This is a genomic window from Embleya sp. NPDC056575 (assembly GCF_042793325.1).
Taxonomy (GTDB): Bacteria; Actinomycetota; Actinomycetes; order Streptomycetales; family Streptomycetaceae; genus Embleya.
The window spans coordinates 60,629-86,822 of record NZ_JBHTVA010000007.1; the positions used below are offsets into that span (position 1 = coordinate 60,629).

18 protein-coding genes, 1 pseudogene and 1 CRISPR repeat array are annotated in these 26,194 nt (G+C 68.3%); of the genes and pseudogenes, 3 read left to right on the forward strand and 16 right to left on the reverse strand.

Translation table 11 applies throughout. The features are described 5' to 3' along the window. Window positions 1–180: 180 nt before the first annotated feature. From ACFRCG_RS07430 to ACFRCG_RS07455, 6 genes are all read right to left on the reverse strand, one after another. Window positions 181–612, reverse strand: coding sequence for an NUDIX domain-containing protein (locus ACFRCG_RS07430; RefSeq protein WP_380029752.1), 432 nt, complete (start codon window positions 610–612; stop codon window positions 181–183). A 205-nt stretch (window positions 613–817) separates the two neighbouring features. Then, complete coding sequence (locus ACFRCG_RS07435) at window positions 818–1,978, reverse strand: hypothetical protein (protein ID WP_380029754.1); 1,161 nt, start codon at window positions 1,976–1,978, stop codon at window positions 818–820. Between the two features lie 4 nt (window positions 1,979–1,982). Continuing rightward, window positions 1,983–4,031, reverse strand: a complete 2,049-nt coding sequence (fxlM, locus tag ACFRCG_RS07440) for a methyltransferase, FxLD system (protein WP_380029757.1) — start codon at window positions 4,029–4,031, stop codon at window positions 1,983–1,985. A 49-nt stretch (window positions 4,032–4,080) separates the two neighbouring features. Further along, window positions 4,081–5,154, reverse strand: coding sequence for a lanthionine synthetase C family protein (locus tag ACFRCG_RS07445; protein WP_380029759.1), 1,074 nt, complete (start codon window positions 5,152–5,154; stop codon window positions 4,081–4,083). Further along, the gene (locus ACFRCG_RS07450; protein WP_380029761.1) at window positions 5,151–7,127 is read right to left on the reverse strand and encodes a lantibiotic dehydratase family protein; all 1,977 of its coding nucleotides are present in this window, start codon (window positions 7,125–7,127) and stop codon (window positions 5,151–5,153) included. Before ACFRCG_RS07450 ends, ACFRCG_RS07445 begins: the two co-directional genes overlap by 4 nt. A gap of 144 nt (window positions 7,128–7,271) precedes the next feature. Continuing rightward, window positions 7,272–7,457: an FxLD family lanthipeptide gene (locus ACFRCG_RS07455; RefSeq protein WP_380029763.1), complete on the reverse strand. Its 186-nt coding sequence runs from the start codon at window positions 7,455–7,457 to the stop codon at window positions 7,272–7,274. A 258-nt stretch (window positions 7,458–7,715) separates the two neighbouring features. Here ACFRCG_RS07455 and ACFRCG_RS07460 point away from each other — a divergent pair, with 258 nt between their 5' ends. After that, the gene (locus tag ACFRCG_RS07460) at window positions 7,716–9,008 is read left to right on the forward strand and encodes a helix-turn-helix domain-containing protein (protein WP_380029765.1); all 1,293 of its coding nucleotides are present in this window, start codon (window positions 7,716–7,718) and stop codon (window positions 9,006–9,008) included. On the opposite strand, the gene ACFRCG_RS07465 is transcribed toward ACFRCG_RS07460, so the two are convergent. Continuing rightward, complete coding sequence (locus tag ACFRCG_RS07465) at window positions 8,994–9,626, reverse strand: HAD-IA family hydrolase (protein ID WP_380029767.1); 633 nt, start codon at window positions 9,624–9,626, stop codon at window positions 8,994–8,996. The two genes, ACFRCG_RS07460 and ACFRCG_RS07465, sit on opposite strands and share 15 nt — an antisense overlap. Window positions 9,627–11,062: 1,436 nt before the next feature. On the opposite strand from ACFRCG_RS07465, the gene ACFRCG_RS07470 reads away from it, so the two are divergent. Beyond that, window positions 11,063–12,085 carry an endonuclease NucS domain-containing protein gene (locus ACFRCG_RS07470; RefSeq protein WP_380029769.1) on the forward strand — a complete coding sequence of 341 codons (1,023 nt, stop codon included), beginning with the start codon at window positions 11,063–11,065 and terminating at the stop codon, window positions 12,083–12,085. Window positions 12,086–12,268: 183 nt separating this feature from the next. After that, a complete protein-coding gene (locus ACFRCG_RS07475; protein ID WP_380029771.1) occupies window positions 12,269–13,429 on the forward strand; it encodes a hypothetical protein in 1,161 nt (386 codons plus the stop codon). Window positions 13,430–14,540: 1,111 nt separating this feature from the next. Here ACFRCG_RS07475 and cas2e read toward each other — a convergent pair. The 9 genes and pseudogenes from cas2e to ACFRCG_RS07520 all read right to left on the reverse strand — a co-directional run bounded on the left by cas2e (window position 14,541) and on the right by ACFRCG_RS07520 (window position 26,177). Continuing rightward, window positions 14,541–14,819, reverse strand: coding sequence for a type I-E CRISPR-associated endoribonuclease Cas2e (gene cas2e, locus ACFRCG_RS07480; RefSeq protein ID WP_380029774.1), 279 nt, complete (start codon window positions 14,817–14,819; stop codon window positions 14,541–14,543). Then, window positions 14,816–15,847, reverse strand: a pseudogene (gene cas1e / locus ACFRCG_RS07485) (type I-E CRISPR-associated endonuclease Cas1e). Before cas1e ends, cas2e begins: the two are co-directional and overlap by 4 nt. A gap of 3 nt (window positions 15,848–15,850) precedes the next feature. Then, window positions 15,851–16,609 (reverse strand): type I-E CRISPR-associated protein Cas6/Cse3/CasE, encoded by a 759-nt coding sequence (cas6e, locus tag ACFRCG_RS07490; protein WP_380029921.1) that lies wholly within the window; start codon window positions 16,607–16,609, stop codon window positions 15,851–15,853. Window positions 16,610–16,614: 5 nt separating this feature from the next. Then, complete coding sequence (cas5e, locus tag ACFRCG_RS07495) at window positions 16,615–17,403, reverse strand: type I-E CRISPR-associated protein Cas5/CasD (protein ID WP_380029776.1); 789 nt, start codon at window positions 17,401–17,403, stop codon at window positions 16,615–16,617. Further along, entirely contained in the window at window positions 17,400–18,530 is a 1,131-nt protein-coding gene (cas7e, locus tag ACFRCG_RS07500; RefSeq protein ID WP_380029778.1) for a type I-E CRISPR-associated protein Cas7/Cse4/CasC, read from the reverse strand. The genes cas5e and cas7e overlap by 4 nt, the downstream gene beginning before the upstream one ends. 46 nt (window positions 18,531–18,576) lie before the next feature. Further along, window positions 18,577–19,167 (reverse strand): type I-E CRISPR-associated protein Cse2/CasB, encoded by a 591-nt coding sequence (gene casB / locus ACFRCG_RS07505; RefSeq protein WP_380029780.1) that lies wholly within the window; start codon window positions 19,165–19,167, stop codon window positions 18,577–18,579. After that, window positions 19,160–20,836: a type I-E CRISPR-associated protein Cse1/CasA gene (casA, locus tag ACFRCG_RS07510; RefSeq protein ID WP_380029782.1), complete on the reverse strand. Its 1,677-nt coding sequence runs from the start codon at window positions 20,834–20,836 to the stop codon at window positions 19,160–19,162. The genes casB and casA overlap by 8 nt, the downstream gene beginning before the upstream one ends. A gap of 220 nt (window positions 20,837–21,056) precedes the next feature. Continuing rightward, on the reverse strand, window positions 21,057–23,993 hold the full coding sequence (gene cas3 / locus ACFRCG_RS07515) for a CRISPR-associated helicase Cas3' (RefSeq protein ID WP_380029922.1): 2,937 nt from the start codon (window positions 23,991–23,993) through the stop codon (window positions 21,057–21,059). 1,084 nt (window positions 23,994–25,077) lie between these two features. After that, window positions 25,078–25,598: a CRISPR direct-repeat array (repeat unit 23 nt; unit sequence ATCCCCGCGAGCGCGGGGCCAAC). Between the two features lie 99 nt (window positions 25,599–25,697). Further along, on the reverse strand, window positions 25,698–26,177 hold the full coding sequence (locus tag ACFRCG_RS07520; protein ID WP_380029784.1) for a TolB family protein: 480 nt from the start codon (window positions 26,175–26,177) through the stop codon (window positions 25,698–25,700). Between the last annotated feature and the right edge of the window lie 17 nt (window positions 26,178–26,194).

Below are 26,194 nucleotides of genomic sequence, written 5' to 3' on the forward strand. Positions count from 1 at the left end.
CCCAGCCCTGCGACCGGCGGTCGTCGCTGCTTGATTCGGGGCGGTGGTCTTCGGTGGGCGGGTCGTCGGCGCCCCGGTAGTTCGGTATCCAGGCGACGGAGGAACGGTCACAGGGGCGGGTGGTGCATGCTCGCTCACGGGCGGGAGACCTCTCTGCGCGGACGGGGCACGTGCTCGGTGTCAGGTCCAGCCGAGCTCGGTATACAGGCGGCCGGCTCGAATGGCTTGGATCGCGGCGCGCGTGTAGGGGACGGTCGGGTCCGGCAGGTCATGGGGGTGCCACCATCCCCAGCCGAGGCACTTGTCGGGTTCGAGGACTTCGGGTGTGCCCGTCCACCGCCGGGCCCTGAAGATCATCTGCATGCGGGGTCGGGTGCCCGGTGGCTCCATGAGGTGGACGGCGTGTGCGAACTCGATGTCGTCGGGGTGGATCACCAGTCCGGCTTCCTCCTGGGCCTCGCGCACGAGGCAGGCGACGGCGGACTCCTGCTCGCAGTGCCCGGCCAGGAAGTGGTGGGTCGAGGGCGCGTATAGGGAATCGGGGTGCCGCAACCCGAGCAGAACCCGCCCCCGGGAATCCTCCAGGTAGAGGTGGGCGCCGACGACGTTCAAGACTCCGCCCGCACCGGACCCGACGCGCCGGTTCGGTGCCGTGGCACCTTCTTCACCACTCATCGAGACGCCCCCGATGGCCGGCAAAACCCGGCTTCGGCCTGCGGTCTCCTGATCGCGCCGTCGGTACGAGCCGGATCAGCGAGGGCTGTGTATGGGAAGGGAAGACACGGACTCGAATTCATCACGCAGAGTGTAGAAATCCCTACCGACAGACATCATGGGGTCGAGGAGGAGGCCCGGCATTGTTGTCCGCGACGACACGATCGTCCGATGGGCGCGTCAAAAGCTGCCTGCGGAGTGCACTCTCGGCCGCATCCACGGCTGCGGCAAGGGCATGCGCGTGCACCGCGGCGAGACTTCCGGCACCGAGCCCCGATGCGGTCAGTACGGCTTGAAGTTCCCGCGTCTGCCCACCGCTCAGGCGGGAACGCAGCGGGCCGTGGGTCAAGACGTCGCGGGCGGCGTAGGCGTCGAGGACGGCGACATCGGCGAGAGCGGCGCGCACGAAGGCGGCGTCGGAGCTCATGGATTCGGGGCACAGGTCGAGCGCGGTGAGCCCGACTCGGGCCTGGAAGGCGGCGGTCGCCGGGTCGGGTGGGGCAATAACCGGGAGTACCTCCATCAGGGCAAGGTCAGGCTCGGGCTGCCGGGGCCGGCAGCAGGCTCGCAGGAGGGCCGCGACGACGTTCTCCCACGGTTCGGCGGGGACGGTGGCTTCGATCACGGCGCGGGCCTGACAGTCGAGGCCGCGTTCCATCATCGACATGATCATGATCTGGCGGCCGTCGAGCAGCCGGTTGCCGACGCCGCGGTATGCGGCCATGGTTTCGGCAGCCTCGGTCCATCGGCCGATCCGTGCCAGAGCCCTGGCACCGTCGATCAGCACCGTCACCCACAGTTCCTCGCAAACTTTCCGGTGGTCCGCGTCCGTGCCGGTCAGCAGTGACAGGTTGACCGCCTCGTCTCGGATTTCGGTTGTACCGCGTCGTTGGGCGGCGCGGTACAACCGCGCGAGGACCTCGTAGGCGCCTTCCCCGTCACCTTCGCGGATCAGGAGTCGGGCGAAGTTCACCACCGGCATGAGCGCCATCACGGCGATGTCCCCGGTGAGGCGTCCGGCTTCGGCAAAGACGCGGTGCTGCCTCCAGCACAGTTGCGCGGCCAGGTCGGGCATCCCGACGTCGGACGCGATCAGCGCAGCGTAGTTGAGGACCCCACTCGCGCGGGCCACCAGAACACGATGACCCGCGTCGGCAGGCGGGATGGCCAGCGCGGTGAGTTCGTTGATGCGCTCGGCCAGGGGTAACCCGGGCGCCTTGGGCCGGCGCACCAGGGGGATGCGAGCTGCAATGGCGGGGATCATCGGCTCAGCTCCTGCGTGGCCAGTCGACGACGAGGCGGCTGTGGGTCTTGTCGACGACAAAGCGCGGTTCAGCGGCGGTCAGTTGGTCGCGGGCGTCGCCGACGGCCATACGGAACCCGGGTTCGGGCGCGGTGTTGCCCCAGCCGCGGTCCCACTCGCCGATCTCACCGGCAACCTGCTCGGCGAGCGCGGCAGCGCGCGGGCCGTGGCCGATAACGCCGATCTCCCAGAACCTGCCTTGCTCGTCCTCGCCTTCGCGCACGGTCAGGTACGCCAGGGTGTCCCCGTCGAGCGCGGCCATGGAGCCCCATCCGAAGTGCGGGGTGAAGCCGGGACGGGATCCGGGCATGCGGGACAGGCCGTTGGGCAGCACCGACGCCAGGTACAGGTACAGCCACTCCCACGGGTCGCCCTGGCGGAACTTCACGCCGGAGTAGACCTTGGCGGAGGGGTGGTCGAGGACAGTGCGGATCGCGTCGCGGTCCACGTCCTGTTCGCTGAAGGTCTCCAGGCGCACGTTCCCTTCACCCTCCATGGGCACAAGGGTGTAGACGTCGTCGCAGACGCCCTTGCGCAGCGGCACGAAGGTGGCCATCTCGCACGAGACGGTTTTCCAGGTCCGGCCGTCGCGTTCGAAGGCGAAGCTGCGGGAGATGCTGCCGCGGATGCGCATCGGGAGGACCAGGCGTCCGCCGGGGGCGAGTTCGTCGAGGATCCGCATGGGCACGTCGCCGGCGCCGACGGTGAAGTGGATGCGATCGAAGGGCGCGTGTTCGGGCAGGCCGGCTGCGCCGTCGGCCAGGACGACGCTCACGTTCGAGGCTCCGGCCTGCGCGAGGTTCTTCCGAGCGCGGTCGACGAGGTCCTGGTCGACGTCCACGGTCCACACGTGGCCGTCGGGGCCCACGAGTTGTCCGAGCAGATGGGCGTTGTAGCCGGTCGCGGCTCCGGCTTCCAGGACCTTGTGGCCCGGCTCGGCGCCGAGTTGCTCGATCTGGGTGGCGACGATCGAGGGTGCGGAGATGCAGGAGATCATCTCGCCGCTGTCGTCGTGCTTGATCGGCACCGCGTCATCCACGTATGCGGTCTGAAGGTCGACACCGGGAAGGAACCGGTGCCGCTCGGTGTCCCGGAAGGCGGTGACGACGGCGGAGGTGTGCAGGTGGCCGCTGTCGATGAGGCGGTTCACGAGCGCTTCGCGCAGCTCGGCGGGGTCGGTCGCGGGGCTCAGGGTGCTCTCCATCCGAGTGAGGGTAGGGGCCGGAGAGGTGTACCGGCCGGTGGACACGTCCGCCTCATCCGCACCGGTGAAGGCGACTTGACGGCCCAGCCATGCCGTCGCCGCCTGCTCGTCGACGGGCACACCGGCGCGGTTGAGGGCGAAGACCGCGTGATGCGCGAGTACCGCACGCAGCCCCCGCGTCAGTCGCCCAGCGGCGGCCAGTCGTGCGAGCCGAAGGCCCGCGTCCTCGAACGCGGCGACGCGCTCGGCCCAGCCGGGCTCCGCGTCCGGTCGCCGGGCGGAGTCGGCATTCATCAGACGCCGCATGGCCGTGATCGCCCGCTCGCGTGGGAGGCCGGTGGGCGCGGTCACGGTCGGCCGCAGGAAGCCCAGCTTGGCCCAGACGTCGCCGACCTCGAAGGGGTCCAGGCCGGCCGCCCGGTTCAAGCCGGACAGCAACAGAACGCAGCGTTCCCTGGCACCCGGGTTTCCGGTCTCGGCCAGGGCGGCACGGCTGTCCGCGCAGAACACATCGTGCGCGACGTCCATGCCGTCGGGGCCGCCGAACACTTCGATCTCCGGCTCGTAGACGCCGCCGACCCAGCCGCCGATCACCCCGTCGGCTGCGAGCCCGTCCAGCAGGAGCGCCGCGGAGCGCTCAGTACGCAGTCTCAACCCCTCGTCCTTGCGGAGGAAGTGGAACCGCTGGTCGCGCAGTGCGCATGACAGAGCCCTGGTGGCCTCCGGACTCACTCCGTTGCCAACCGGGAAGATCACGGTGGCATGCCACCAACCCTTCTCGGCGGTGAGGTACACGTCGTCGATGTCCACGGGGGTGGGCGCTCCTCGGTCGTAGGGCTCGGGGCGAATGATCGGTGGGTCAGGAGATGAGCAGGGCGCGGGTCCACGCGGTGGTGTTCGTGCCCTCGAGTACCAGGTGCGCGCCGGCCCGGCCTTCCATGAGGCCGGGCTTGGACAACCGGTCCGGGTCGGCGGCCAGGCGCTTGTCCAAGTCTTCGATCAGCGACGTGAACCGGGCCGAATCGGAACTGTCGTGGGCAAGGGCACGAACGAGGGTCAGCAGGCCGGCCCAGCCGTGACACAGCGAGGAGTCGGAGATCCGTACCAGGCGCTCCGGATCGGCCAGCGTGCGCACGAGGGTGTCCTCTGCGGCGAGTCGACGAGCCTGGTCGTTCAGGGCGATCGCGGCCAGTTGCCGACTCCGGGCGATGCCCGGTTCTCCGTAACACCAGGACGGACGCGCGGCCACGGCGACAGGTGGCCCGTCGGCGGCCAATTGGTCGCGGGTGATCCAGTAGCAGTGGCCGTACTTGTCCAGCCAGCGCGCGAACACCTCTATGGCGTCGCGCTGTCCCGGCACGTGGACTCGGTGCCGGATGGCGAGGGACAACACCGCCAAGGGGCCGGCGATCCCATGCGCGACACCATTGTTGCCGTGTCCACCGTCCATCTCCTGGCCGGCGGGACCGGTGTCCGACCACCAGCCCGGCAGTACGCAGCCGTCGACGAGGACCGGCCGCGACAGAGAGACCAGGTACGTCAGCACTTCTTCCAACAGCGACGTGTCACCGTTGCGGGTCAGAAGGAGCGCGCCCAAACCGCTCAGGCCCCGGATGAGGTCGAACTCCGCGAGATGCGGCAGTGCTCCGGAATCCTGCCGCCGACGCGCTGCGGCAAGTCGGGTGGTCACGATGCGGTCGACGGCGGTTCGTACGTCACCATCGGTGCGTCCGGCACAGCCGAGCACGAACTCCAGCGCAGGGGCACCATGAAACAACGACGCGTTGCCTCCGGCGCTCACTCCGCCCGCGACCGCACGGGCCAGACTGCCGCGCGCGGAAGCGAGGTCACCGCGTTCGAGGTGAAGGAGGGCTACCCCCAGAGGTCCCTCGGACAGGTCCTGCGTTCTGTGCGGGATGGCCGTCGCCTTCATTGGTGTGCCCTGAGCGGGATGACGATGCTGTGGGCACGTCCACCGATCCAGCCGTCTGCATCCCGCGGCGGCGCGTCATACAGGACCGCGACGCCGGTCGGGGCGGCTGCGAGGTGCGTGCGCAGCAGGTCCAGGTGCATGTCATGGCACAGGTCGAGCGGCAGTTGCTGGTCGTCCTGTGCCAAGAGCACCCGGTCCGGCACGCGGAACCGTCCCCTCCAGGCGTGCAGTTCCTCTGCCCATTCGTCCAACGTGGCGGTGGAGCCGGGCAGCGTCCGGGTGGGTAGCTTCCATCGGGCGGGTACAAGGATCGAACGTCGGTAGTGCAGTGCGGGCGTGAACGGAAGTGTCCACGCGGCGCCCCAGTCGAACCACGTCACCTGCGGGGTCCCGGCGCGGCCGATCTCGGCCAAAAACCGGGCCAGTGGCGGGGTGTAGTTGTTCCACAGAAAGTTGATCGCGGTCGCCGCGAGCAGCTCAAGGTGCGTCCCGGTGGCGGCCTCGGCCAGATGGAGGCGACCGTCGCGGATACCGACGACCAGGTCGGGCGGGAACAGCACCCCTTCCTCCCGGTACCGAAACTCGCCGACGCTGACCAGCCGGGGCAGGACCTGCGGGGCGCGGGTGAGCAGGTCGGCCGAGACGCGGCCGGCGTGGAACGACAACTGGGCCGTTTCCGCGTGGGACTCAACCGCGGGCAAGGCGGCATATGTCGAACCCGTTTGCGGGAACAGGTGCCAGAACCGGCCCGTCATCGACCCGGCCGCGCGGGAGACCGTGGCCACCCGAAGTCGGAAGTCCCCACGGTCCAAGGCCTGCCTGGAGGCGGCCTGGACCTGCGCACACAGTTCGAGGTGGGGCGGGCAGCAAGTGGGCTTGCCCGCTGCGGCCTCCAATCGCTCGATCATGGCGCCGGAGAGCACCACCGACCGGGTGCCTTCGACGGCGGCGGTACCTGCCAATTCCAGAAGCAGCCGATCCCGGCGGGTCATCGGGCGGGGTGGCTCGGAGACGTGGTTGAATCCCTCGGGAAAGCCCAGGCCCCTGTCGGGATCCGTCACCAGATCCAGCGGCACCTCGACGCCCTCGCCGAAGCGGTCGGCGAACCGCTCGGCGTAGCGACGCCATGCCTCTGTCCCCGTCGGGTGCGTGGCGAGCCTGGTCAGGATGGTCGCGGCGGTCTCCGCCTCCGTCTCCACGGCCGTCGGCAAACGGACCGAGGCGTCCAGTCGCACATCCGGCGCCGTCGTTTGGGCGCGAGTGATCCGGCGCAGGGCGGGCGGCAGGAGAGTGGTGGGATCGACGAGGGTGGCGGGGGCACGCAACGACGACCGCAGCAGCCGTACCCGTAGGAGCTGTTCCAGCAACCGGGTCCGGTGGCGCTCGTCCGTATCGGGGAATTCGGCGGAGAGCTTGTCCGCCAAGGCGGAGTAACGGATCGGTGCGCGGGCCGCGTCCAGGACCAGCGCGACCGCAGGTGTCAGCGCGAGTGAGAACTCCGAAGCGCCCTCGGACGGGATGTGGACGCGACCGTCCCTCTGACGGGCCAGGTTGTTGGCGCATACGTCGACCTCGGCCATCCTCTCGCCGTCCGCCTCCCACTCCCCGATCGCCGCGTCCAGCGCCACGGGGTCCGGTCGGACGACAACCCGGTGCCGGTCGCCGATGCGTGCCCGTGTGGCACCGCCGAACTCGACCGGCACCACGCCGGCGAACAAGCCGAATGGCGTGGAGCGGCGCGCGTACCTGATCGCGTATCGGGCGGTGGCCAGTGCCGCCCGGCGCGCCCGGCGCGCCGTCGCCGGTCGCCCGTCGAGGATCGCCCGAACCTGCCGGTCGAGATCGGGGCTGGCATCGGACACAGCCCTCCGGAACGTGTCGTCGGCCCACACCACGCCCAGCCACGAACGCCAGTCTTCGGGCAGCGCTGCCGGCCCCGGCCAGGAGGGCATGTCCGGACCCGCGAGGTTCACTGCGGCTCGCAGTATCCCTTCGCCGGCACCCCGATACATGCTGTGTCGTAAGCGCGTCATCACCCGCACTCCATTCGTGAAGGAGGGGCACGTGGGCCGAACGGACGGCTCCGTTCGGCTCAGGCCCCCGGCCGCCTTCCTGGGCTACGAGGTGGTGCAGGCACTCGGGCAGGAACTCCCGCAGTTGTCCCCGGTGCTGCACATCAGCACCGTCTCGGTCGCCGGAGTGTTCTCGATGAGGGTGATGTCGAGCCGGAACGGGTCGTCAGCTTCGTCGACGACGTCGTTCTGGGGCGGTTCGACGCTCGGCGCGATGTTCTGCGTGCTCATCTGTGCTCCTGATCCTTGTCGGAGGAACCCTGCCGGGAACATCGGGCGGCGGCCCGGTGCCGACGCGTGACCTGCCTTCACCGGCCCCGGGCTTCCGCAGCGCCCGGTGAAGGACTCGGATCACCCGCGCAAACATGGTGGGCGGATGGGCGAAGATCCTCGCTTTATGTCCCGAGACGAGCACACACCGCCACCGAACCGGAGACAATGGCGTGGCCCGATCCAGCACCGATCCCAAGCAGGGAGAGGCTGTCCTCGATGCCCGAACAGCTTCGTGACGCCATGCGGGAAGCACGCAGGGCATCCGGCATGGTTTGGGCGAGGCTCGCACGTGAAGCGGGGTTCGGCGAGGCGTACCTGCGCAACGTTGAGAACGGGAACCGGTCGGTGACCGCCGCCGTCGCCGCCGCCTACGACAGGGTGCTGCGCACCGGCGGCACCTTTGCGGCGGCGCTCCACGAAACCGGTTCGACGATCGGCAGGGACGTGCCGTGGGACCGGCCGGAGAGCCTGGCGGTTCTCGCCGAACTGTTGAATGGAAGCAGCGTGGATCGCAGAGGTTTCCTGACGGCCGGGGCGGCGCTTTCCGTTTCGACGAACAGTTGGTCCAAAGCCCTGGAGCCGATCCGGACAACCAGGACACCCACGAACCTCCCCAGCGGCCCGGCGCTGTTGGCACATGTGGACAGCCGTCTTGATCACTTGAGGCATCTCGACGACGAACTCGGAAGCGGCGAGGTGTGTCAACTGGCGCGTGGCGAACTGACATTGATCGTGAAACTGATCAAGTCGGGTCGCTACGACGCATCGACCGTGGAGCACCTGTACTCCACGGCGTCCGAAGCGGCTCGGCAGGTGGCGTGGAACGCGTTCGACCAAGGCCACCCCGGCATCGCCCAGCGCTTCTTCGACGCTTCCCTCCGAGCCTCCGCCGAAGCCCGGGATCCGATCAGCGGCGCGTACGCGCTCTCATTCGCCGCAGTCCAGTGCTACTCCACTCCCGGGCAGGCGGGCCGGGCATTGTCGCTCTTGGAGACGGCGCAAGAACAGGTGCGGTGGAAGGCGACTCCGCGCATGCACGCGATGCTGGCCGCCCGCACCGCTCGGGCACTGTCGAAGACCGGCGCCAAAAGGGAGTGCGCGCACCAACTCGAGGTCGCTCGTGCCGCATTGGACAAAGGAACTCACGACGACGATCCGAAGACCCTCTATTGGGTGGACTACGGCGAGATCGAGATGATCGCCGGTTCGGCCGCCCTGCAACTCGGCGACCCGGCCGAGGCGGTACGCCGCTTCGAGGCCGCCACGGAAGCGTCGTACCCCGGCGACGACGAATACCCGCGAACCCACGCCATCTACCTGGCCCGTGCCGCCGAAGCGCACCTTGCCATGCACGACCTGGACGCCGCGATCACCAAAGCGCGCCACGCAGCCCGATGCCTCGGCTCGGTGGACTCCGCGCGCTCGGCCTCCGAACTGAAGGGACTTCGCAACCAGCTGGCGACACACACCGCGCACGCAGCCGTACGCGAATTCCTACAGGTCGGGTAGACCGAGCATTTCCCGCAGACGGGAGGCCACGACCTTTTCGTCCAGTGCCAACAGCGGCGTGATGCCGAGCCTGTACGCGGCAGCGAGATTCCCTTCACTGTCGTCGACGAACAAGCATCGCCCGGCCGGCACACCGAGCTTGTCGAGCACCAGGTGAAAAATGGCGGGATCGGGCTTGCGCACTCCGTGATCCGCGGAGAACACCACCTCGTCGAAGGTGTTGTGAAGGTCGAACCCCGCATAAGGGTCGTACGGTTCCCGCCCGAGACTGTTCGACAACACCGCGGTCTTAATCCCGGCGGCCCGCGCCTGCCGCGCCACTTTGAGCACGTGGTAGGCCGGGAAGGCATCGTGGAGATAGCGGGCGAGCAGGTTTTGAGGCGCGACGTCGATCAGGGCGCCAAACCCCTCGTTCCAGTCGCTCTGGCTGATCGCGCCGAGCTCGAGCTGCCGGAAAAGCTCCTGCCCTCGCGGGTCGGCCCAGCCACGAAGGAACGTCCCCCGCGCGATCTTCTCCCGATCCTCGAAGGAGGAGATCACCTCGACCATATTGAAGGTCAAGACCCCGAAGAAGTCGAAGATCAAGCCGCCGTACTTGGGCTCCGCGGTTTTCGCCATCCCCAAAGCCTACGATCCGTAGGGAAGTTGCGGCACCGCCACGCGCACGTTGTCTGCGGCCTGCGGCAGTGCGTGCCCGGGCGCTGCACGCTGGCAGCTGTGTGATTCCGCTATGTGATTCTTTCGCCAGTACGGGCAGCATCATCTGCATCCCGCCCGTAGCAGGATTCACCCCGTCCCTTGCCAGGTTCCGTTCCGTGCCCGGACCACCCCAGGCCCGTTTCTCTACCTGGCCCGTCTCGGTCAAGGACGTGATCGTCGACCACGAAGACCGCGTCCTGGTCCTGTGCAACGAATGCCAGGAGTGGGAACTCCCCGACGGACGCCTGGAGCTCAGCGAAGAGCCCGACGAGTACATCGTCCGCGAGATCGCCGGGGCGGGCCCTGCTCGGCACATGGGCATACCGGCCCCTCCCTCCACCACCTCACCGGAGTCCTCGGCCCAACCCCGGCACACCGTGTGGTCCGACGTATTCGTCGTCGCCAGCGAATCCTTTGACGGAGTCCGGCTGCGCCTGGCAGCGTCCGCGCCCGGCACCTGCCGAATCGTGGCCGACCTCACCGCCGTCGACTCCGGCCTCTGCACACCGGCCATCGCATCCCGCAGCGCCCCCTCCCTCGCCTACTTCAGGTGCGCCGCGAAGACGGCAAATGAGGCCCCACACGCTGGGAGCTTGACGCCCATGCCCACGGCCCAGGGGGCACGACCTCGCCCAACGCATGTGCGACCGAATCCGGGCCTGGAACGACAACCGCGGACGTCAGACCCCGTATCACCGTCTACCCGGTGAACGCCCACGATGCCACCGCGCCCGCCAGTGGTGCGATCACCAAACACTTCTCCGAACTGTCCGTCGTCCGCTCGTCTCCCCTTGGCCCGGCCACCTTCGAGGGGACACCCCCTCACGCACGAGCATGTCCGCAGTACGCCCCGTTTCCGTCTTCAGACTCAGCGGAGGCCATACGCCGCTTCAGGCCGCGGCAGGAGCGTCGTACCCCGGTAACGACGAGTACCTGGAGCCCGTGATCTACGTGGCCCATGCTGCCCTTGACCCTGCCCCGGGTCTCAAGGAGTGCGCTAGACAGATGGCTGTCGGGATCAATGGCCCACCCTCCGCGTCCTGCATGCCGTCGCCGCCCTTGATAACCGCTGCCATGATGGACCGCAAGACCTCCCTGAGGGTGTCCGCAAGGTCGTTCAGGGGAGATGACCTGGCAGTCGCTTTTCCGGGGACACGCGTCATGGGGAGGCATCCCCGCGACGACCTGAACGTACCCGGTCGTGACATCGGGAAGCTGGCGTCGGAACAATGCATGGCAACGGGTAGTTGCGTTGTACGGCAGGCATTTCGACGGGCTGGGGGGACATGCCAACCGAGATCGCGATATGGCGGATGGACGACGGGGGACGGCCAGAGCGCCTGCGGTCGGCGAGGATGCCTCTGGAGCGCGATCTCGAGGATGTGATCGAGGCAGAGCCAGACGTCCTCGGTGAACCCGTCCTGCTGATCGGGCGTCAGGTACCCACCGCCCACGGAGGGTTCGTCGATCTCCTCGCCGTGGACGAGGAGGGTGGTCTGCGCGTCCTGGAGCTGAAGCGCGACCGAGGAGCGCGAGAGGTGATCGCCCAGGCGCTGGACTACGCGTCGTGGGCGGCGACGCTTTCCCACACGCAGATCCTGAAGCTGTTCGCCGCCTATCGCGGCGGCCACACGACGTTCGAGGCCGCGTTCGAGGAACGGTTCGGCACGTCCGCGCCCGAGGAGCTGAACGCGGCACATCGCGTGACGATCGTCGCGGCGCGCCTGGACGAGGCCACCGAGCGGATCGTCGGCTATCTCGCGGATCTCGGTGTACCGGTCAACGCCGTCTCGTTCCACTACTACGAGGACGACGACCGCCGTTACCTCGCCCGAACCTGGCTGCGCGACGAAGCCGAATCCGTACCTGCCCCCCGCGTCGGCAAGTCCGCGACGCGCGAGCCCTGGAACGGCGTCGACTGGTACTCCGCGATGGGCGAGGAAGGCGGCACCCGATCGTGGGACGACGCCCGCAGGTTCGGGTTCATCTCCGCCGGCGGCGGCAAGTGGTACTCCCAGGGACTGCGCCGACCGCGGCCGGGACAGCGGATCAACCTCCACATCCCGAAACTCGGGTACGTGGGTATCGGCGAAGTGTGCGGTGAGCCGACAACGTTTGCCGAGGCCGTTCTCGGGGACGGGACGGTGCGCCTGGCCGATCAGCAACTCGTGGGAAAGTACCGCCACCCCGGCGACGAGAACGACCCCGACGTCGCCGAGTACGTACTGCCAGTGCGCTGGCTCAAGACGTTCGACCGAGCCGAAGCCGTCTGGGACAGGGGCATGTTCGCCCTGCAGCTTCCGATCTGCCGACTGACCAACGCCACCACACTCGCGATCCTGAACACCAGATTCTTCCCGGAGCACGTCACACCGTGACCGGCAGCCTGTCGCAGCGCATCGGTCACAATCGCGGCTCGCATGGCGAAATACCGCACTCGCGGGACTGCCGACCCCTCTGTGGTGCAGCCTTTGAGGCGTGACCCATCTCGTCCAAGCCCGCACCAAGGCATACAAGTCGCTCTCCGCTCCATCCACGGCAAGTCGTCCTGGTGGGCTCAAATGACGCATACCTCGACGCCCGGCCCGGAAGCCCGGCATCTCGTGGCCCTGCCGAACCCGAAACAGAGGCAGGACGGCTCGGACGACGGTCGTCTCTCGTTGGCCGACATTCCTCTCGGGCCCTGGGCGGGCATCGAGTTGACCGTGTACGGAAGTCGTACGGGAACGAAGTGGCACGGGAATCGCGACTGCCCATCGTTGCGCACGGCCTTCCGGCACGAGTCCCATGGTCAACCCCACGAAGGCTCACTGGCCGACCTGAACCTGCCCGAACACCTACACTGCGCACCCGTCGGCGAACTCGGCGCATACCGCCAAGAGGCCGACGCCCTGCTGCGATTCGACGCGGTGACCCGCAAATACGCCGGACTCGGACCGGAGAACCTCGACCTGTCGGCGCACACAGCCCTCGACACGACATTCTCGACCCTCGGAAACCGATCCGGACCGGGGACCGCGCTCCTGGCTCCCTTGCGGAATCGCTGTCGTGATGAACGAACCGAGATCGCGAGCACGGTGAACGAGGCTCTTCGGCCGAGGGTGCCCCTCATGCTCGCGGCATCCTGGATCCTGACCGGCCGAGACGCCCATCATCGCCACAAGCCCAGGTTCCGCGAGTTCGTCACGGTCGTCGAAGAGGAGTTCACCGCTCGCCCACTCACGGCCCCGTTCCGCATCGGGTCCCATGCCGGACGTGACGCGATCCCCTTCTGGTTGGGCGAGGTTGCCGCCGGGAGATCCCCCGAGAGCGCGACCGCTGCACTGGCCGCTCAAGAAGCCGAGGAAGCCACCCATGACGAGAAGAACGGACCGGACGGTTTCGTTGCCGCCGTGCGTGACGCGTGGCTCCGCGCCGGCGACCGGTGGTCCGACATACTCCGCGGCGCCGCCCTCGCGCACGCGGACGAGGCGGTGGTCATCTTCCGAGACCGCGAACTCGCTTCATTCGTCGAATGGTCTCTGGCAACGCTGGTCACAGCTCTCGTCCCCGGGGCCCGCGTCAGTACCAGGGACTTCTCGTGGGTGGCAGCCCGCGTCCCCGGCCAACTGGTGCCGTTCCTGGCCCTCCACGACCGCGGGTTGATCGGCCTCACATTGCAGACGGAGGCCGCCATGCCGTGGACGGGGAGCAATGCGGGCTCTTCCTTCGTAACTTGCTGACCTCCCTGGATGCCCCCGAAATCGCCCCGTTCGTGCATGTGACGGACCTCTCCTCACCGGATCGGGCAGAAGACGTGGACGTTCCCAACAACAGTCTAAGTTGGGAGTACCAGGCCTTCGCCCACGGACTCGGTGACGGCGGTATCACTCTGTATCAGTGTTTGCCCGCCTTTCGAGCCGCTCGCGCCGGGCAGGAGGGGCGCCCCCGGAGGACCGGCCATCAAAAGTGACCTCTTCGTGTTCCCGGCTCGCCGATCCTCCACGGCAGGCTCGGGCACGCTGGTCGCGCGACCCACGTCGTACACATCGACGTCGTCCCCTGAGCGGGCACCCGCCTCTGGATAGGCTGCGACGTCAAGTCCGTCGAAGCGCTCTCCGGCACCATCACCGGACGCGGGACCATCCCCGCAGGTGCGGGGCCGACCCGTTCGACCTGGTCGGCACGGGCGCGATGACGGGACCATCCCCGCGGGTGCGGGGCCGACTTCGTGGTGTTGGTCCAAATGGTCTCGCCCCCGGGACCATCCCTGCGGGTGCGGGGCCGACCGCCCGCGCCCGCTCGCGTGTCGGCGGATTCGGGGACCATCCCCGCGGGTGCGGGGCCGACCGGAGTTGGCCACCCGGCGTGAAGGTGTTCGGGGGACCATCCCCGCGGGTGCAGGGCCGACTACGGCACGGGGGTCGTCGGGGTGAGCCACGTGGGACTATCCCCGCGGGTGCGGGGCCGACTCGGTCCCCACCGGCAACTACGCCCGGGTGCGAGGACCATCCCCGCGGGTGCGGGGCCGACTCGAACAGCACCCAGTGACGGGTGTCGGTCACGGGACCATCCCCGCGGGTGCTGGGCCGACCCTGATAGCAGGGCGTAGGCTTCCCGCCACAGCGGACCATCCCCGCGGGTGCGGGGCCGACATGCCCCTCAACGCGGGGTTGACGGCGACGCGGGGAGCATCCCCGCGGGTGCGGGGCCGACGTGACGGGCGGTGCGGCGAGCCAGCCGCCGCCGGGACCATCCCCGCGGGTGCGAGGCCGACCCTGACCTGGTTCTCTACCAGGGAGTAATGCGCATTTCATTTAGTTGCATCACGCTACTGATGGCCTCGATATCCCGTCATCGCCCCGGTCGTGCCGACAGGATCAAGCCGTCGAAGTCCGTCGGGCGCCAGCGTTCGCGTCCTGCTGTGCGCACGGCCCAGCCCTGCTCATTGTCTGCGGGCTCGGCCATCACCGCTTGCCCGTCCCGGATGCGATCCGAGAGCAACTGCCAGAGGCGGTCGCGTATGCGGCGGCTCGGAGTGCCGACGAAGACACCGGCGTTGACCTCGACCATCCAGCGGGTGAGGTGGCCGCGGAGCCCTTCGGGCGCGGCGATGAGCACGATCACCGTCACCGGGTGCCGCCTTGCGTCGAGGACTCCGTGTCGAACTCCGGGCCCACTACCGCGATGTGGTCCTCCCCCATCGAGGCCTGACGAACGAGGTCCGACGTGTCGTCGTCACCGTAGTTGACCCCGCCCGCCACGGTTCCCACGCGCTCGTCCCACAGTTCGTTGGTCTCGATGTCCGGGATGGATCTCCGTTCCTTCGGGCGACAGCAGGGACTTGACGTCGTCGACGATCCGCCCGAGCAGCTTGTCGCGCACGATCAGCTCCCGAAGGCCCACTCTCGCGTCGCGTTCGTCCACGAGCCCTCGCGCGGCCAGGTCGAAGGCCAACGGAACCGAGTACTCGACCTTGTAGAGGTCCGCGATGTCCTGCACGAAAGACGTCGCGGTACCCGAGTGGACGAACCCCAGCCCGGGACTGGCGCCCAAGCCGACGATGACGGCGTGGCTGATACCGTACAGCGCCGCGTTGGCCGCCGAGATCAGCCTGTTGACGTCGTCACCGGCCGCGAACGCGTCTCCCGCTCGATACTCGCGGCGTTTCCAGGGCACGCCGGTTCGCTGCGACTGCGCCTTGTATACGTCTCGCAGCCTCCTCCCCTCGCGCCCGCGCAGCATCTGCATGGTCGCCTTTGACACGTCTTCGCCGGGGAAGCGCATGCCGTACATCGCGCGTGCCACCGCCAGCCGTTCTTTGGGGCGCGTGACCAACCACGCCTGTCGGTGCAGCAGGCCCGCGCCTCGTGCGGGCCGATGCCAGTGGCGTACAGCCTTACGCCGCGCTCGCCGACCCAGCAGACGGCCGTCCCGGAATCGGCCAGCACCGCGATGGCCTGGTGGGTGACGCGCGTCCCGGGCCCGAGGAGCATGACGGCGATCATCGCGGCCGGGACTCGCACGGTCTCGCGTTTGTTGATGATCACCACGGCGTTGTCGTCGCGATCGACATGACTGCGTTCGACGTACACGCTGGATACGCGGTCAGCCAGCCGGTGCAGGTCGTGCGGGTGGGCCTTCCACCAGATGTCGGGCACCGTTCAGGGCCTTTCCGGCAGCGCGGCGAGGGTCAGCAGTCCGCATCCGTAGGCTTTCCCGGGGCCGAGGCCGGCGAGGAGTCGTTGGGTGAACAAGCTCGCGTCGGTGACTCGCAAGCGTCCTTCGAACGTGGCCGTGTTCAGGACGACGGGCGGTGTGCCGCGGCCACCCTTGCCGAACGACTGACGGTGACGGGCGATGATGCGTACCTCCCGCGCGGGCACGGCATCTTGGGGGGGATCGAATCCGGGTGCGGCCGGGTCCGTTCGCGCCTCGGGAACGGCGAACCCCCATCCCTCGGCACGCTTGAGGAACCACGTGAGCTGATCGGCGACAGTGCGGTGCCCGATGCGAAACGACCGGACCCGCACCTCCGCCTTGCGCTTGTCCTGGATCGTGGACGGTGCGTTGGGCGTGCTCGTGTTCTGTACAGGGTTGGCGGTCAGTCGGAACGCGAATTCCCGGCCGGTCGCGATCCGCGCGAGCAGCGGGGCGTAGTCGCGTACGGCCGCGTGTTCCCCCTCCGCGTCGGGCCAGCCCGCGCGTTCGACGACGTGGGTCCAGTCGGGCCTGGATTCGGTAAGCACGAAGAGCATCGGCCGCCGGGGGTTGTCCGCGTCCAGCCGCCACAAAACGCGTTCTCCGGTGGGTCGATCGGCGACGCCGCCCAGCACGGCGCCGTGCATGGCGCGAGGGTTGGCCAGGAGTTTCCGGCTCTCGCCGCGCAACGGGTTGAGCCGGACTCGGGAGAGGTAGGGCATGTCGTTCACCAGTCCAGGAGAGCGAATGGGTCGTGGTCGGCGATGTCGGCCTGCGGATCGGGATGGGCGAAGCCGGAGGGCACGGTCAACCAGTCGTGTCGAATGCGGCGGCTGGTGAAAGCACGTCGTAGCGGGTCGAACGACACCGGTTGGTCGTGGGCGACGTCGTCGCCGTCGGGGTCCTCGAAGGTCGCCGAGAGTTGAACGGTGGCGGGGCGCCCCTTGCGCGCGAGGCGCTTGCGAGCGTGGTCGCTCACCTGCCAGACCTCTTCGGACAGGGCCCGCTCCAGGTCCGCGTCCCGTGATCCGAGATTGACAGGCTGCGTGGGTACACACGATCGTCGGCCGAGGGCAAGGGGGAAGGCCGGTGCGGCGACGGCTTTCGCGAGTGTGGTGATCAGGTCGCCGGGGCCTTCGACACCGGCCAGGAAGACGGCGTCCTGGAGGTAGAAGCGCTGTGTGACGTGCGTGTGCTTGGCGGGCGATGTGAGCTTCTGGACGCCTTTGGCGGACACTGCGGCCTGGGGCAGCGGCAGCCCGCGATAGTCACTGACGGTGTGGTAGTCGCGCAGGAGTGAACCCGCCTGGTCCACTCGTACCCCAAGGCGGAGCCCGGCGAGGTCGGCGATGCACGCCTCGCGCCGACGGCCCGCGGCGGCGGCGAGCAGGCCCACGATCCCGGACTTCGTCGGTTCGGGGCGGGTCTCGCGTCGGTTGAAGGCGCTGCGGTCGCCCCAGGACTGCATGGGCCCGGCCAGGCGCAGCAGCAGTACTCGGCGGTCGGCGGTACTCATCCGTCTTTCCTCGTCTGGAGCCGACCCGCGAGTTCGGTCAGGAGCGTCGGGAACGCCTTCGCGTCGCCGAAGACCTCGGCGAGCCGCATCCCGGCCGGGGACTTGGGGTCGAAGGTATGGCACACGGTGATGTCGTCCGGGCCGCCCCATGCCTGGGTGACCCGCGTGTACTCGCCGGCGAAGCGCACGGCCGAGTCCGCGGCGATACCGGCCGTGCCGGGTACGGGTTCCTCGAACGCCGAGACCAGGTTCACCGGCTGATCGCCGCGGATCGCGACTGCGACGAGGCTGGGCAGGGTGCGGTGGGCGAACGTGTTCTGATGACCGGAGGGAACGGCGCGCGCGAAGTCCTGCACGAACAGTCCGACGGCTTGGATGGCGGCGTCGATGTCACCGAGGTTGGCTTCGAGTTGGTGCAGCCCGACCGTGGCGTATCGGTAGAGCGTGGCCGAGTTGAAGCCGACGGTTCCGATCATGCTCGCGCCGGTTTCGTCGGCCGCGTTCTGGTCGTCCACCGCCGTGTAGTAGTCGAATTCGAGTTCTACGGCATGTGTGGACAGCGCATGGGCGACCTGGGTGGCGGCGTCCACGTTGAGCGAGGGGATGTCGGCGACCATGCGGCCGAACAGGGCCACGTCCATCGGGTGTCCGGTGCGGAGTTTCTCCGCGACGGGCAGGTTCTTCACGGCCTCGATCAGGGCTTCGTCGTCGAGCGTGACGAGCTCCTTCGCCTGATTCGCGACCAGGTCGACGATGTCCTCGACCTGGCGGTGGCCGTAGAACAGCAGGTAGGCGGTATCACCGGCTTTCTTGCCCGGCTTGACCCCCAGTGGGACGAGCAGGGCGGTCGCGAGCCGCTGGGCCTGCTCACGGTCCACGCCGGTGCGGCCCAGACGGCCGGCGAGTTCGGCAGCCATGCGCTTGGTTCGGGTGCCCTGTTCGCCCTCGGGCTGGTGGGAGGCGAACTGCATCCGGGTCGCGCGTTTCCACGCCTGCGAGGACACACGGGCACGCCGAACACCGCCGAAGTAGGCCTCCTTCGGGTTGCCCTGGTCATCGCGGTTGAGGTTGGCGGGCGGGACGGTCTGCAGGATGTGGACGTCGATGTATGTACGGGTGACGGTCATGGAGTCTCCGGGGATCGGTCGTACGAGCGGGTGGCGGGTGCGGACGTCACGCCTTGGCGGCGCCCGGCTTCCAGCCGTAGTAGTCGCGCCCCCAGCGGCGCCGTACGCGGTTCCGGCCGTCCGGATGCTCGAAGTCGCGCAGGTCGTCGAGCAACGCGTTGTAGTCCAATGGCAGTGACACGGTGCGCAGTTGGGTGATCAGGCCGCGCAGATGGATGCGCAGTGCCTCGGGGCGCGCCGCTGTGGCGGCGGCATCCACGCGCCGGTCGACGGCCTGTTCGCTGAACTTGCCGCTCGCCCGCAACGCGCGCAACGCCTGACCGGGGCGTACACCGGCCTTGTGCATCGGCGTCGACTGGGACTGCTGGTGCAGCCCGTACAGGGCCAACGCCGCATGTTCGGCGCGCTGTTGCGCCGACATCCGGTCCTGCCGGGCCAGGCGCTCGTCCACCTCGGACACGCAGAACGCCCAGATCGCCCAGGCTTCACCTGCGGGGCGGCCGAGACCGCTGCGCATCGCCGCGAGATCGGCGCCCGGCGGTGGCCCCACACGGCCTGTCGCGCGGTCGGCGCGCCAGCGGCCGTCGGTTCCGATTCGGGTGTCCCAGTAGCGCTCGCGCTGTTCGGAGTCAGGCATCGTCGTCCTCTTCGGGTGTCGCGGCGTCCCGGCGGGCGGCCTCGACGGCTCGTGTCAGCGTACGGCGCAGGTGGAAGCGGAAGTTGTCGTCGGCCGTGGCCAGGCGATATGTACGCTCACGGCCGTTGTCGTCGACGACGCGACCAGCGAACGCGCCGGGCGCAGCCGCGCCCACCACCTGGTCGGCGATGTCGCCGGCGTGTCGCCAGGCCGACTGTTCCCAGGCGAGCAGGCCGCGTTCGACCAGGTCGTGATCATCGCCGGCCTTGCGCAGCCCCGACAGCAGTCGACGTACCAGCGGATCCAGGGCATGCAGCAGCAGTTCACCCGGTCGCTGTCCCCTGTCCCAGGAGATCGGATCGGCCCCGGCGGCACGGCGCAGATCGCTCGAAAGGTGATTGATCGCGCGGGCCAGTTCCTCGGCCTGTTCGCAGGCTTCGAGCAGTGCCTCGCGTGCCGGGCTGTCCGAGGCGAGAGCCGCCAACGGCAGCGGGATGGTGTCGAACAGGACGTCCTCCACGACGGCCGACTGCGTCCCGTAGGAGATGCCGGTCATTTCGAGCTGGACAGGGTAGTCCGCAGGCAGATCGCGGTCGAGGTCGCGAAGTTGGCTCACAAGCACGCTGGTCGCGAAGCCTGAGGACGCCTTGCTGGCACCGGCGGACATGCGCTCTGATTCCAGGAGCGCGTCCAAGCCGCGCCAGGCCGCCTTTCCGGGCTGATGCCGGCGGGGTCGACGCAAGGGTCCTTTGTCGCGGGCCTGCTTGCCCACCGGTGGGATCGTCCACGCGGTGTGTGGTTCGATGTCGGGAATCTCCTTTAGCCGGTCGCCCGCGGTGATGACGACGCGGGTGACTCGAGTTCCGGTGTCCGTGTCCTGGGGGACGAGTCGGATCCGACGGGACTGCCAGGTCCACAGGTCCAGGAGGCCCTTGGCTGCCCGCAGGGTCCAGGTGGGCCCGGCAGGCGCGCGTTCCCATTGAGCCTGGTCGCCGGGGATCACACCGGTGCGGTACGGCATGTTGAGCAGGAGAGTCTCGTACAGGTTGCGACCGGTGGGCATGACCACACCGAGTTGCCCCAGCGGACCGGTGGGATTGCCGGTCGTCTTGCCCGCTTTCGCCTGGCCGTCGCCGGCGGCACCCGTCTTGATCGCGGCCGTGTCCCAACACTGCGTATGCAACAGCCAGTGAGCGGCTTCGGCGGGAGTGAGTGGCAGTGGATCGCCCTCGGTACGCGAGGCGAACAGCGGCACGTTGTTTCCGGTGGCGGCGGTGGCCACCAGCAGCGCGGAACCCTTGGTTTCGTCTTTGCTCGTGCGCAGCCCCGCGACCTGTGCGAACGGGGTCTGCGGGTGGAAGAGGTCGAATCGACTCAGGTGTTCGTCGAGGTGGTCGTTGAGACGCTTCTTCTCCTCGGGGGTGAACCCGCCGGCGCGAAAGCGTGTGAGCCAACCGGTGCGACCGCCGGGCGGCCCGAGAGCTGCCCACACGATCGGTAGCAGGAACTGCCTCAACAGGGCCGGAGCTTGGGTCGGCAGGGAAACGACGAGGCCCTCAAAATCGACAGCGTCGATCAAGGCGTCGCGCCCGGTATGCATCCGGGGCGGACCGCCGTCTTTGGGCCGAAGGAACAGCCACGGATCGTCTACCAGGCTGAATGTGAACACGCGAAATAGCCCTTAATTGTCCATGTCTAAGAAAGATCTCCGGAGAGAAACTCTGGCACAGCGGGCGTGGAGTTCGAGCCGGAATGCAACAATTCGCAGTGCCCCGCGTTGATCGCGGGGATGACCCGTGTCCGTGTCTGACACCGACACAGGCTGCCCGATGGCCCCGCGTTCGCGGGGGCGAGTCGGCCGGGGCCGCCAACCGGCCTCGGCCCTCGACTCAACCGTTACTCGGACGCTGTGTGAAACCGGGCGCCATCTCCTGTACGAGTCCCAGCACCGAGTCGTATCGCAGGACGTATCCGCCGAACTCCACACGCCCGTCGTCGTCGAGGACGAGAGCCGGGCTGTATCGCAACCACGGATCGCCCAGCCAGCCGGGCAACGGCGCCAACTCCTTGTGAGCCGCCCGGCTCTGGCCGCCTGAGAGTCGCACCGTCGCCCCCAGCACCTCGTCGAGCAGCGCCGACGCGACGTCACCGTTGACCGTCAGCTTGCGGCCCGCCAACGTGCGGTACCCGCCCTCCTCGCCGACGACGAGAACGGCCTCGACGCTGGGCTCCCCGTCCCGCACCAGCGCCTGCAGCCTGCGCTCACCGCCGTCCAGGGCTCCGGCGAAATGCAGTCCGTCCAACGTCGGGTTCTCGTGCTCACCGAGCCTGGTCAGCAGGAAAGGCGCCGCCTTGTCGACGCGTTCGCACCTGTCTCGCTCCCACCGCAGGCGAGCCTCGTCCTCGGCCGACCGCCACGTGGAGAAAACCGTTGTGCGTGCCCCGTCGTAGACGCGGCCGACCAACTCCGGGACCTGCACCGGGATCCGCCAGCCGTCACCGCTCGCCGCGTCCTCCACCATCGCCGCAGTACGCAGCAGTGGCCAACGCCCGTAGATCGCCTCGGAGGCGCCCGGCAAGTCCGGCGGTCCCGCATCGGAAGGGGCGAACCCGGTGACCACGACGCAAGGCTTTCGCAGTCGTGCCGGCCTGGCCGTCTCGACGTGGCGATGCAGCCGACCGATCCGCTGCAACTGCAGATCCGCAGTCGTCAGATCGGTGATCAACAGGTCCGCGTCCACATCGAAGGACTGCTCCGCCAACTGCGTGGCCACCAACACCAAACGGCCCGGACGCACGTGGGACGGTCTCGCCGGGCCCAAGGCGTCCAGGGCGGAGCGGGTGCGATCGGCGCGGGCCTGCGTGGTCAACCTCCCATGCAGTAACTGGACTTCCGCGTGATCGAAGCGCGCACGCAGCGCCTCCGTCAGGGACTGGGCCCGAGCCACGGTGTTGCGAATGACCAATGCGCAGCCACCGTCGACCAGCCGCTCTCCCAAGAGGTCGGTGACCGCCGCGTCCGCGGCACTCTGCGCCACCGACAGCTCCTCGGCGGTCCCCACCACCGTCTCCGGCAGGACTTCGAGCCGAACCGCAGGAATGGGTCTGCCGTCGGCTGGACGGAGTTCGCGCCACGCGCTCGATGTGTCCGTCATGAACCGCGGCTGGTCACCGTCCCACCAAGCCGACGTCGTACACGGATACCCCTGCGGCTCGACCCAATCGGAGAGGTCACACTCCGCCCGCGAAGACGCACCCGCGAGATAGGCACCCACCAATGCGCGCCGCTGCTGGGGAGCGAGTGTCGCGGACAGCATCACCACCGGCACACCGGCCTGCCCCAGCCAACGCATCGCCTCGTGGAGGAACTGCGACATGTACACATCCACGGCATGGACTTCGTCGAGGACGACGACCTTGCCCGCGAGCCCGGCCATCCGCAACATCACATGCCGGGTACGCGTCGCAGCGAACAGCAATTGATCGATCGTGCCCACGACGAAGGGAGCCAACAGCCCACGATGACGCCCCAGGAACCACCCGGCGAGCGCTTGAGCAATCGTCTCTCCGTCACCTGCACCGTAGGGGTCGTCGCAGCAGTCGAGACCGAACTCGTCGACACCGGCGAAGCGCCCACCCCCGGCATCCTCACCGGCCTCACGCAGCGCCTTCCACTCGGGATTGAACATGCTCTTGCCGTGTAAAAGCGCAACCTGGGAATCGAGTCCGGAGTCGATGCTCCCCACCCACTCGCGCATCAGCGTGAACATCGGGTCGCAGGTTGCCTGTGTCGGCATCCCCATGAACACCCCGTCCGCGCCGAAACGCGCTGCCAGCACCTCCGCCGCGCCGAGTGCGGCCTTGGTCTTCCCCTCCCCCATAGGCGCCTCCACGATCAACAACCCCGGCGCCGCCATCGCGTGCGCGGCCCGCAGGACCATCGCCTGCGAGGGCCGGGGCTGTTGCCCGAAGCGCTCACGAAACACCCCCTGGCCGGGAACGGGAAGCTTCCCCCAACCACCCCGCAACCCCAAATCCCGCCACGCCTCGGCGGCTCGCCCGCGGGCGAGATCCATCCCCAGCAACGCCGGATCGTCGACTCCTCGAAAGTGCTTCTCGTCGCTGGCGATCCAGTCCGCCATCACGATCAGGCCGCTCAACTGAAGTTGCGTCGCCCGGGAGGGCACGCCCACCGGCTGAACCTCGGCCACCGAGACAAACCCCAGCACCCTGGTAACGGCCTCCAACAAGGCCCGCTGAGCCGTCTCCCACGGCTGATCGCCGTTGAAAAGCCCCCTCTTGCCACCCCGTAGGACCAGAGCGCCAGCATCGGGGAAGAGCCCGTGATGGCCGGCCACCAGCGGCCACACCCAGTCGACCTGCTCCCGTACCCAGCCGGCGTCATCGAGCTGGTCGATGATCACGCGACCGCCAGCACGATCATGGCGCCAGTCGCCCGGGCGGACCTGCTTCCGCCACGTGAGCCCAGCCATCTGCACGGCTTGCGCCCCTTGACGATCCATCTGCTGAAAAGGCGGCGTGGCCTTGCCGACATCATGCACCCCACACAACCAACAGAACAGGCGCTTCCCCAGGTCGGAACCTCCCGCGAGTTCGTCCAACGACCGACGGGTCGACGGCGCGAGAAACCGATCCCAGATCAACTCCGCCACCGCGGCCGTGTCCAGGAGATGCGACAACAGGAGGTTGACGCGACCACCGGCCCGGCTGGCGGATTTGCCCCATAAGACGCCCAAGGCGGCGGCAAGTTCGCCAACACTCCCCTCAAGGTCGCCAGGTTTGCCCGGCATGCACCACTCCTTCATCGACAGCACCGGCACCTTACGGAATCGCACTGACACGAGCCGTCACCACCGACACGACCCGGCATCGAGTGTCGACGACCATGATCCCGTCCAGGGCGAGCTCGGCTGCTCAGGCGAGTTCTGGACGCCGTTTGATCTGCGAGAACTCAAATCGACGGCAAGTGGGGCCAGACAGGAAATGATCCCTTGAGGCCGAAAATGATCATCTGGCGACATACTGGCGCGCCTGTTGCTCAATGCGCCGACCACAGCGCCTAGCGGTCTGCTCACAAGTGCGTCAATGAGATCTAGCAGCCTATTGACGGGTCAATGAGCCCACCACAGCGGCTAGCGATCTCTCGCCTCTTAGGTGTCACGAGCACGCTCGTCGATGCCCTAGACTCGACCGCGATATCAGTTCCCGCGTTCGCGGGATTGGCCCCGAGCCAACCACACGGCTGGCGATGTGCCGAGCGGCGGCCCCGCGTTCGCGGGGGGACGGCATGGCGAAGACGGCCGCCAGCTAACGACTGGCGTGCCGTCCCGCCATGCCGCCCACGCCGATGATCCATTTAGTACGTGGCCGCAGCAATGTGCCCAACGACCCAAAAAGGGTATCTAAATGAAAGAAAATCTACTCAACGGCCTCAAAAAGCTACGCCGCAGTACGAGAAGGCCACGAAACGACGGCCTGGTGCGTCTTAGCGCAGCCTTCGTGTATCTACTCGCGGCCATTATCCGCTGTGCGCGCTAGCTCGTAGCACAGCGACATTCGATCCCGGCCGCACAGAAGACGGCCGGGATCGCGATTCGCCTTGGGTCTGGCCCTGTGTTCGAGCACGGGGTCAGGCCCTGCGGCCTTTACAACTACCGCTGGCGGCCAAATGCTATACCGTGCACAGCCCAGCGAAATGCCCGTCCCCGCGAGCGCGGGGCCAGCCAGTCGGGCCCGCGGGAACCCCTGAATGTGTGGGGATCATCCTCGCGAGCGCGGGGGCATAGGGGCGTCGCAGGCCGCCCGGATCGTGGACCACTGCCATTTCCCACTCCTGCCGTATCGCGGGAGGCCAACGACATGCCCCAACCCGACTGGACACTGCTCGACGGACCATCCCCGCGAACGCGGGGCCAACACGATCAGGGGCATCCCGAGGAGTCGGTGCGGAGGACCATCCCCGCGAGCGCGGGGCCAACGGTCACCTCGAACGCGGGGATCTCGACACCGTCGAACCATCCCCGCGAGCGCGGGGCCAACGACGCCAACCCCGGTGACCTGGTCCTGGAGCAGGGACGATCCCCGCGAGCGCGGGGCCAACCGGCTCATGATCGAGAAACCGCCCGACTGGACGGGACGATCCCCGCGAGCGCGGGGCCAACCCCCTCCCCGGGGGGCTCTCACATATAGAGGTGGGACGATCCCCGCGAGCGCGGGGCCAACGGCGAGCGCGCGAGCAGCGTCCGCGACCGCCTGGGACGATCCCCGCGAGCGCGGGGCCAACCGCTCCGGTCAGGTCGGGTCGGGTCGGTCCATGTCGGGGGACGATCCCCGCGAGCGCGGGGCCAACCCGCCCGGAGCGGTGTGGTGCGCCACGATGCCGGGACGATCCTCGCGAGCGCGGGGCCAACACCGTCTGACCTGGGTCTCTACCAGCGAGTAACGCAGATTCCATTTAGTTGCATCATGCTACCAAGTTTCCCCTGAAGTACCTTTTTTAGCCCGGGCTCTCATCGCAAGATATGACCGCTTTCGTCCGCGGTGTCGAGAACCATGGTCACGAGGTGGCCCTCGTCGTCGACGTAGGTGGTGGCCACGAGTCGGCCGTCAGGCGACCAGGCGATCGAACACTCCAGCGCCGAGCCGAGGCCCGCGCTCGACCACAGACGCCGCCGAACTCCAGTGCCTGTGTCGGTCAGCGCGACGATCGCAGAGTCGTCGTCGCCCCCCAGTGTCGCCATGGCACGTCCATCCGGGGAGAGCGCGGCCTTCCAGTCTGTCCCGTCTCGATGGGCGTCGAACGAACGCTGCTCTCCCGTGGCCACAGTGTGCAGGACCAACCTGGCCTCGGGCTGGTCTTCCACTCTCGCGCGAAACAATACGTGGGTTCCGTCGTGCGAGATTGCCAGAGCGGTGGTCAGGGTGCCCGCAGGCGTTCCTGGAGTCGCGACGAACTCGTCGTTGTCCGCGTCCAGGACCACAGCCAACATGCCAACCCGACTCCCCA

Bases quoted from the DNA above. Each gene is read 5' to 3' on its own strand.
- casB (WP_380029780.1), bottom strand. From the start codon at position 19,167: ATGCCTGACTCCGAACAGCGCGAGCGCTACTGGGACACCCGAATCGGA.
- ACFRCG_RS07465 (WP_380029767.1), bottom strand. From the start codon at position 9,626: ATGGCGAAAACCGCGGAGCCCAAGTACGGCGGCTTGATCTTCGACTTC.
- cas3 (WP_380029922.1), bottom strand. From the start codon at position 23,993: ATGAAGGAGTGGTGCATGCCGGGCAAACCTGGCGACCTTGAGGGGAGT.
- ACFRCG_RS07460 (WP_380029765.1), top strand. From the start codon at position 7,716: ATGCCCGAACAGCTTCGTGACGCCATGCGGGAAGCACGCAGGGCATCC.
- ACFRCG_RS07475 (WP_380029771.1), top strand. From the start codon at position 12,269: ATGACGCATACCTCGACGCCCGGCCCGGAAGCCCGGCATCTCGTGGCC.
- ACFRCG_RS07445 (WP_380029759.1), bottom strand. From the start codon at position 5,154: ATGAAGGCGACGGCCATCCCGCACAGAACGCAGGACCTGTCCGAGGGA.
- cas6e (WP_380029921.1), bottom strand. From the start codon at position 16,609: ATGCCCTACCTCTCCCGAGTCCGGCTCAACCCGTTGCGCGGCGAGAGC.
- ACFRCG_RS07520 (WP_380029784.1), bottom strand. From the start codon at position 26,177: ATGTTGGCTGTGGTCCTGGACGCGGACAACGACGAGTTCGTCGCGACT.
- ACFRCG_RS07470 (WP_380029769.1), top strand. From the start codon at position 11,063: ATGCCTCTGGAGCGCGATCTCGAGGATGTGATCGAGGCAGAGCCAGAC.
- ACFRCG_RS07435 (WP_380029754.1), bottom strand. From the start codon at position 1,978: ATGATCCCCGCCATTGCAGCTCGCATCCCCCTGGTGCGCCGGCCCAAG.
- cas7e (WP_380029778.1), bottom strand. From the start codon at position 18,530: ATGACCGTCACCCGTACATACATCGACGTCCACATCCTGCAGACCGTC.
- cas5e (WP_380029776.1), bottom strand. From the start codon at position 17,403: ATGAGTACCGCCGACCGCCGAGTACTGCTGCTGCGCCTGGCCGGGCCC.
- ACFRCG_RS07455 (WP_380029763.1), bottom strand. From the start codon at position 7,457: ATGAGCACGCAGAACATCGCGCCGAGCGTCGAACCGCCCCAGAACGAC.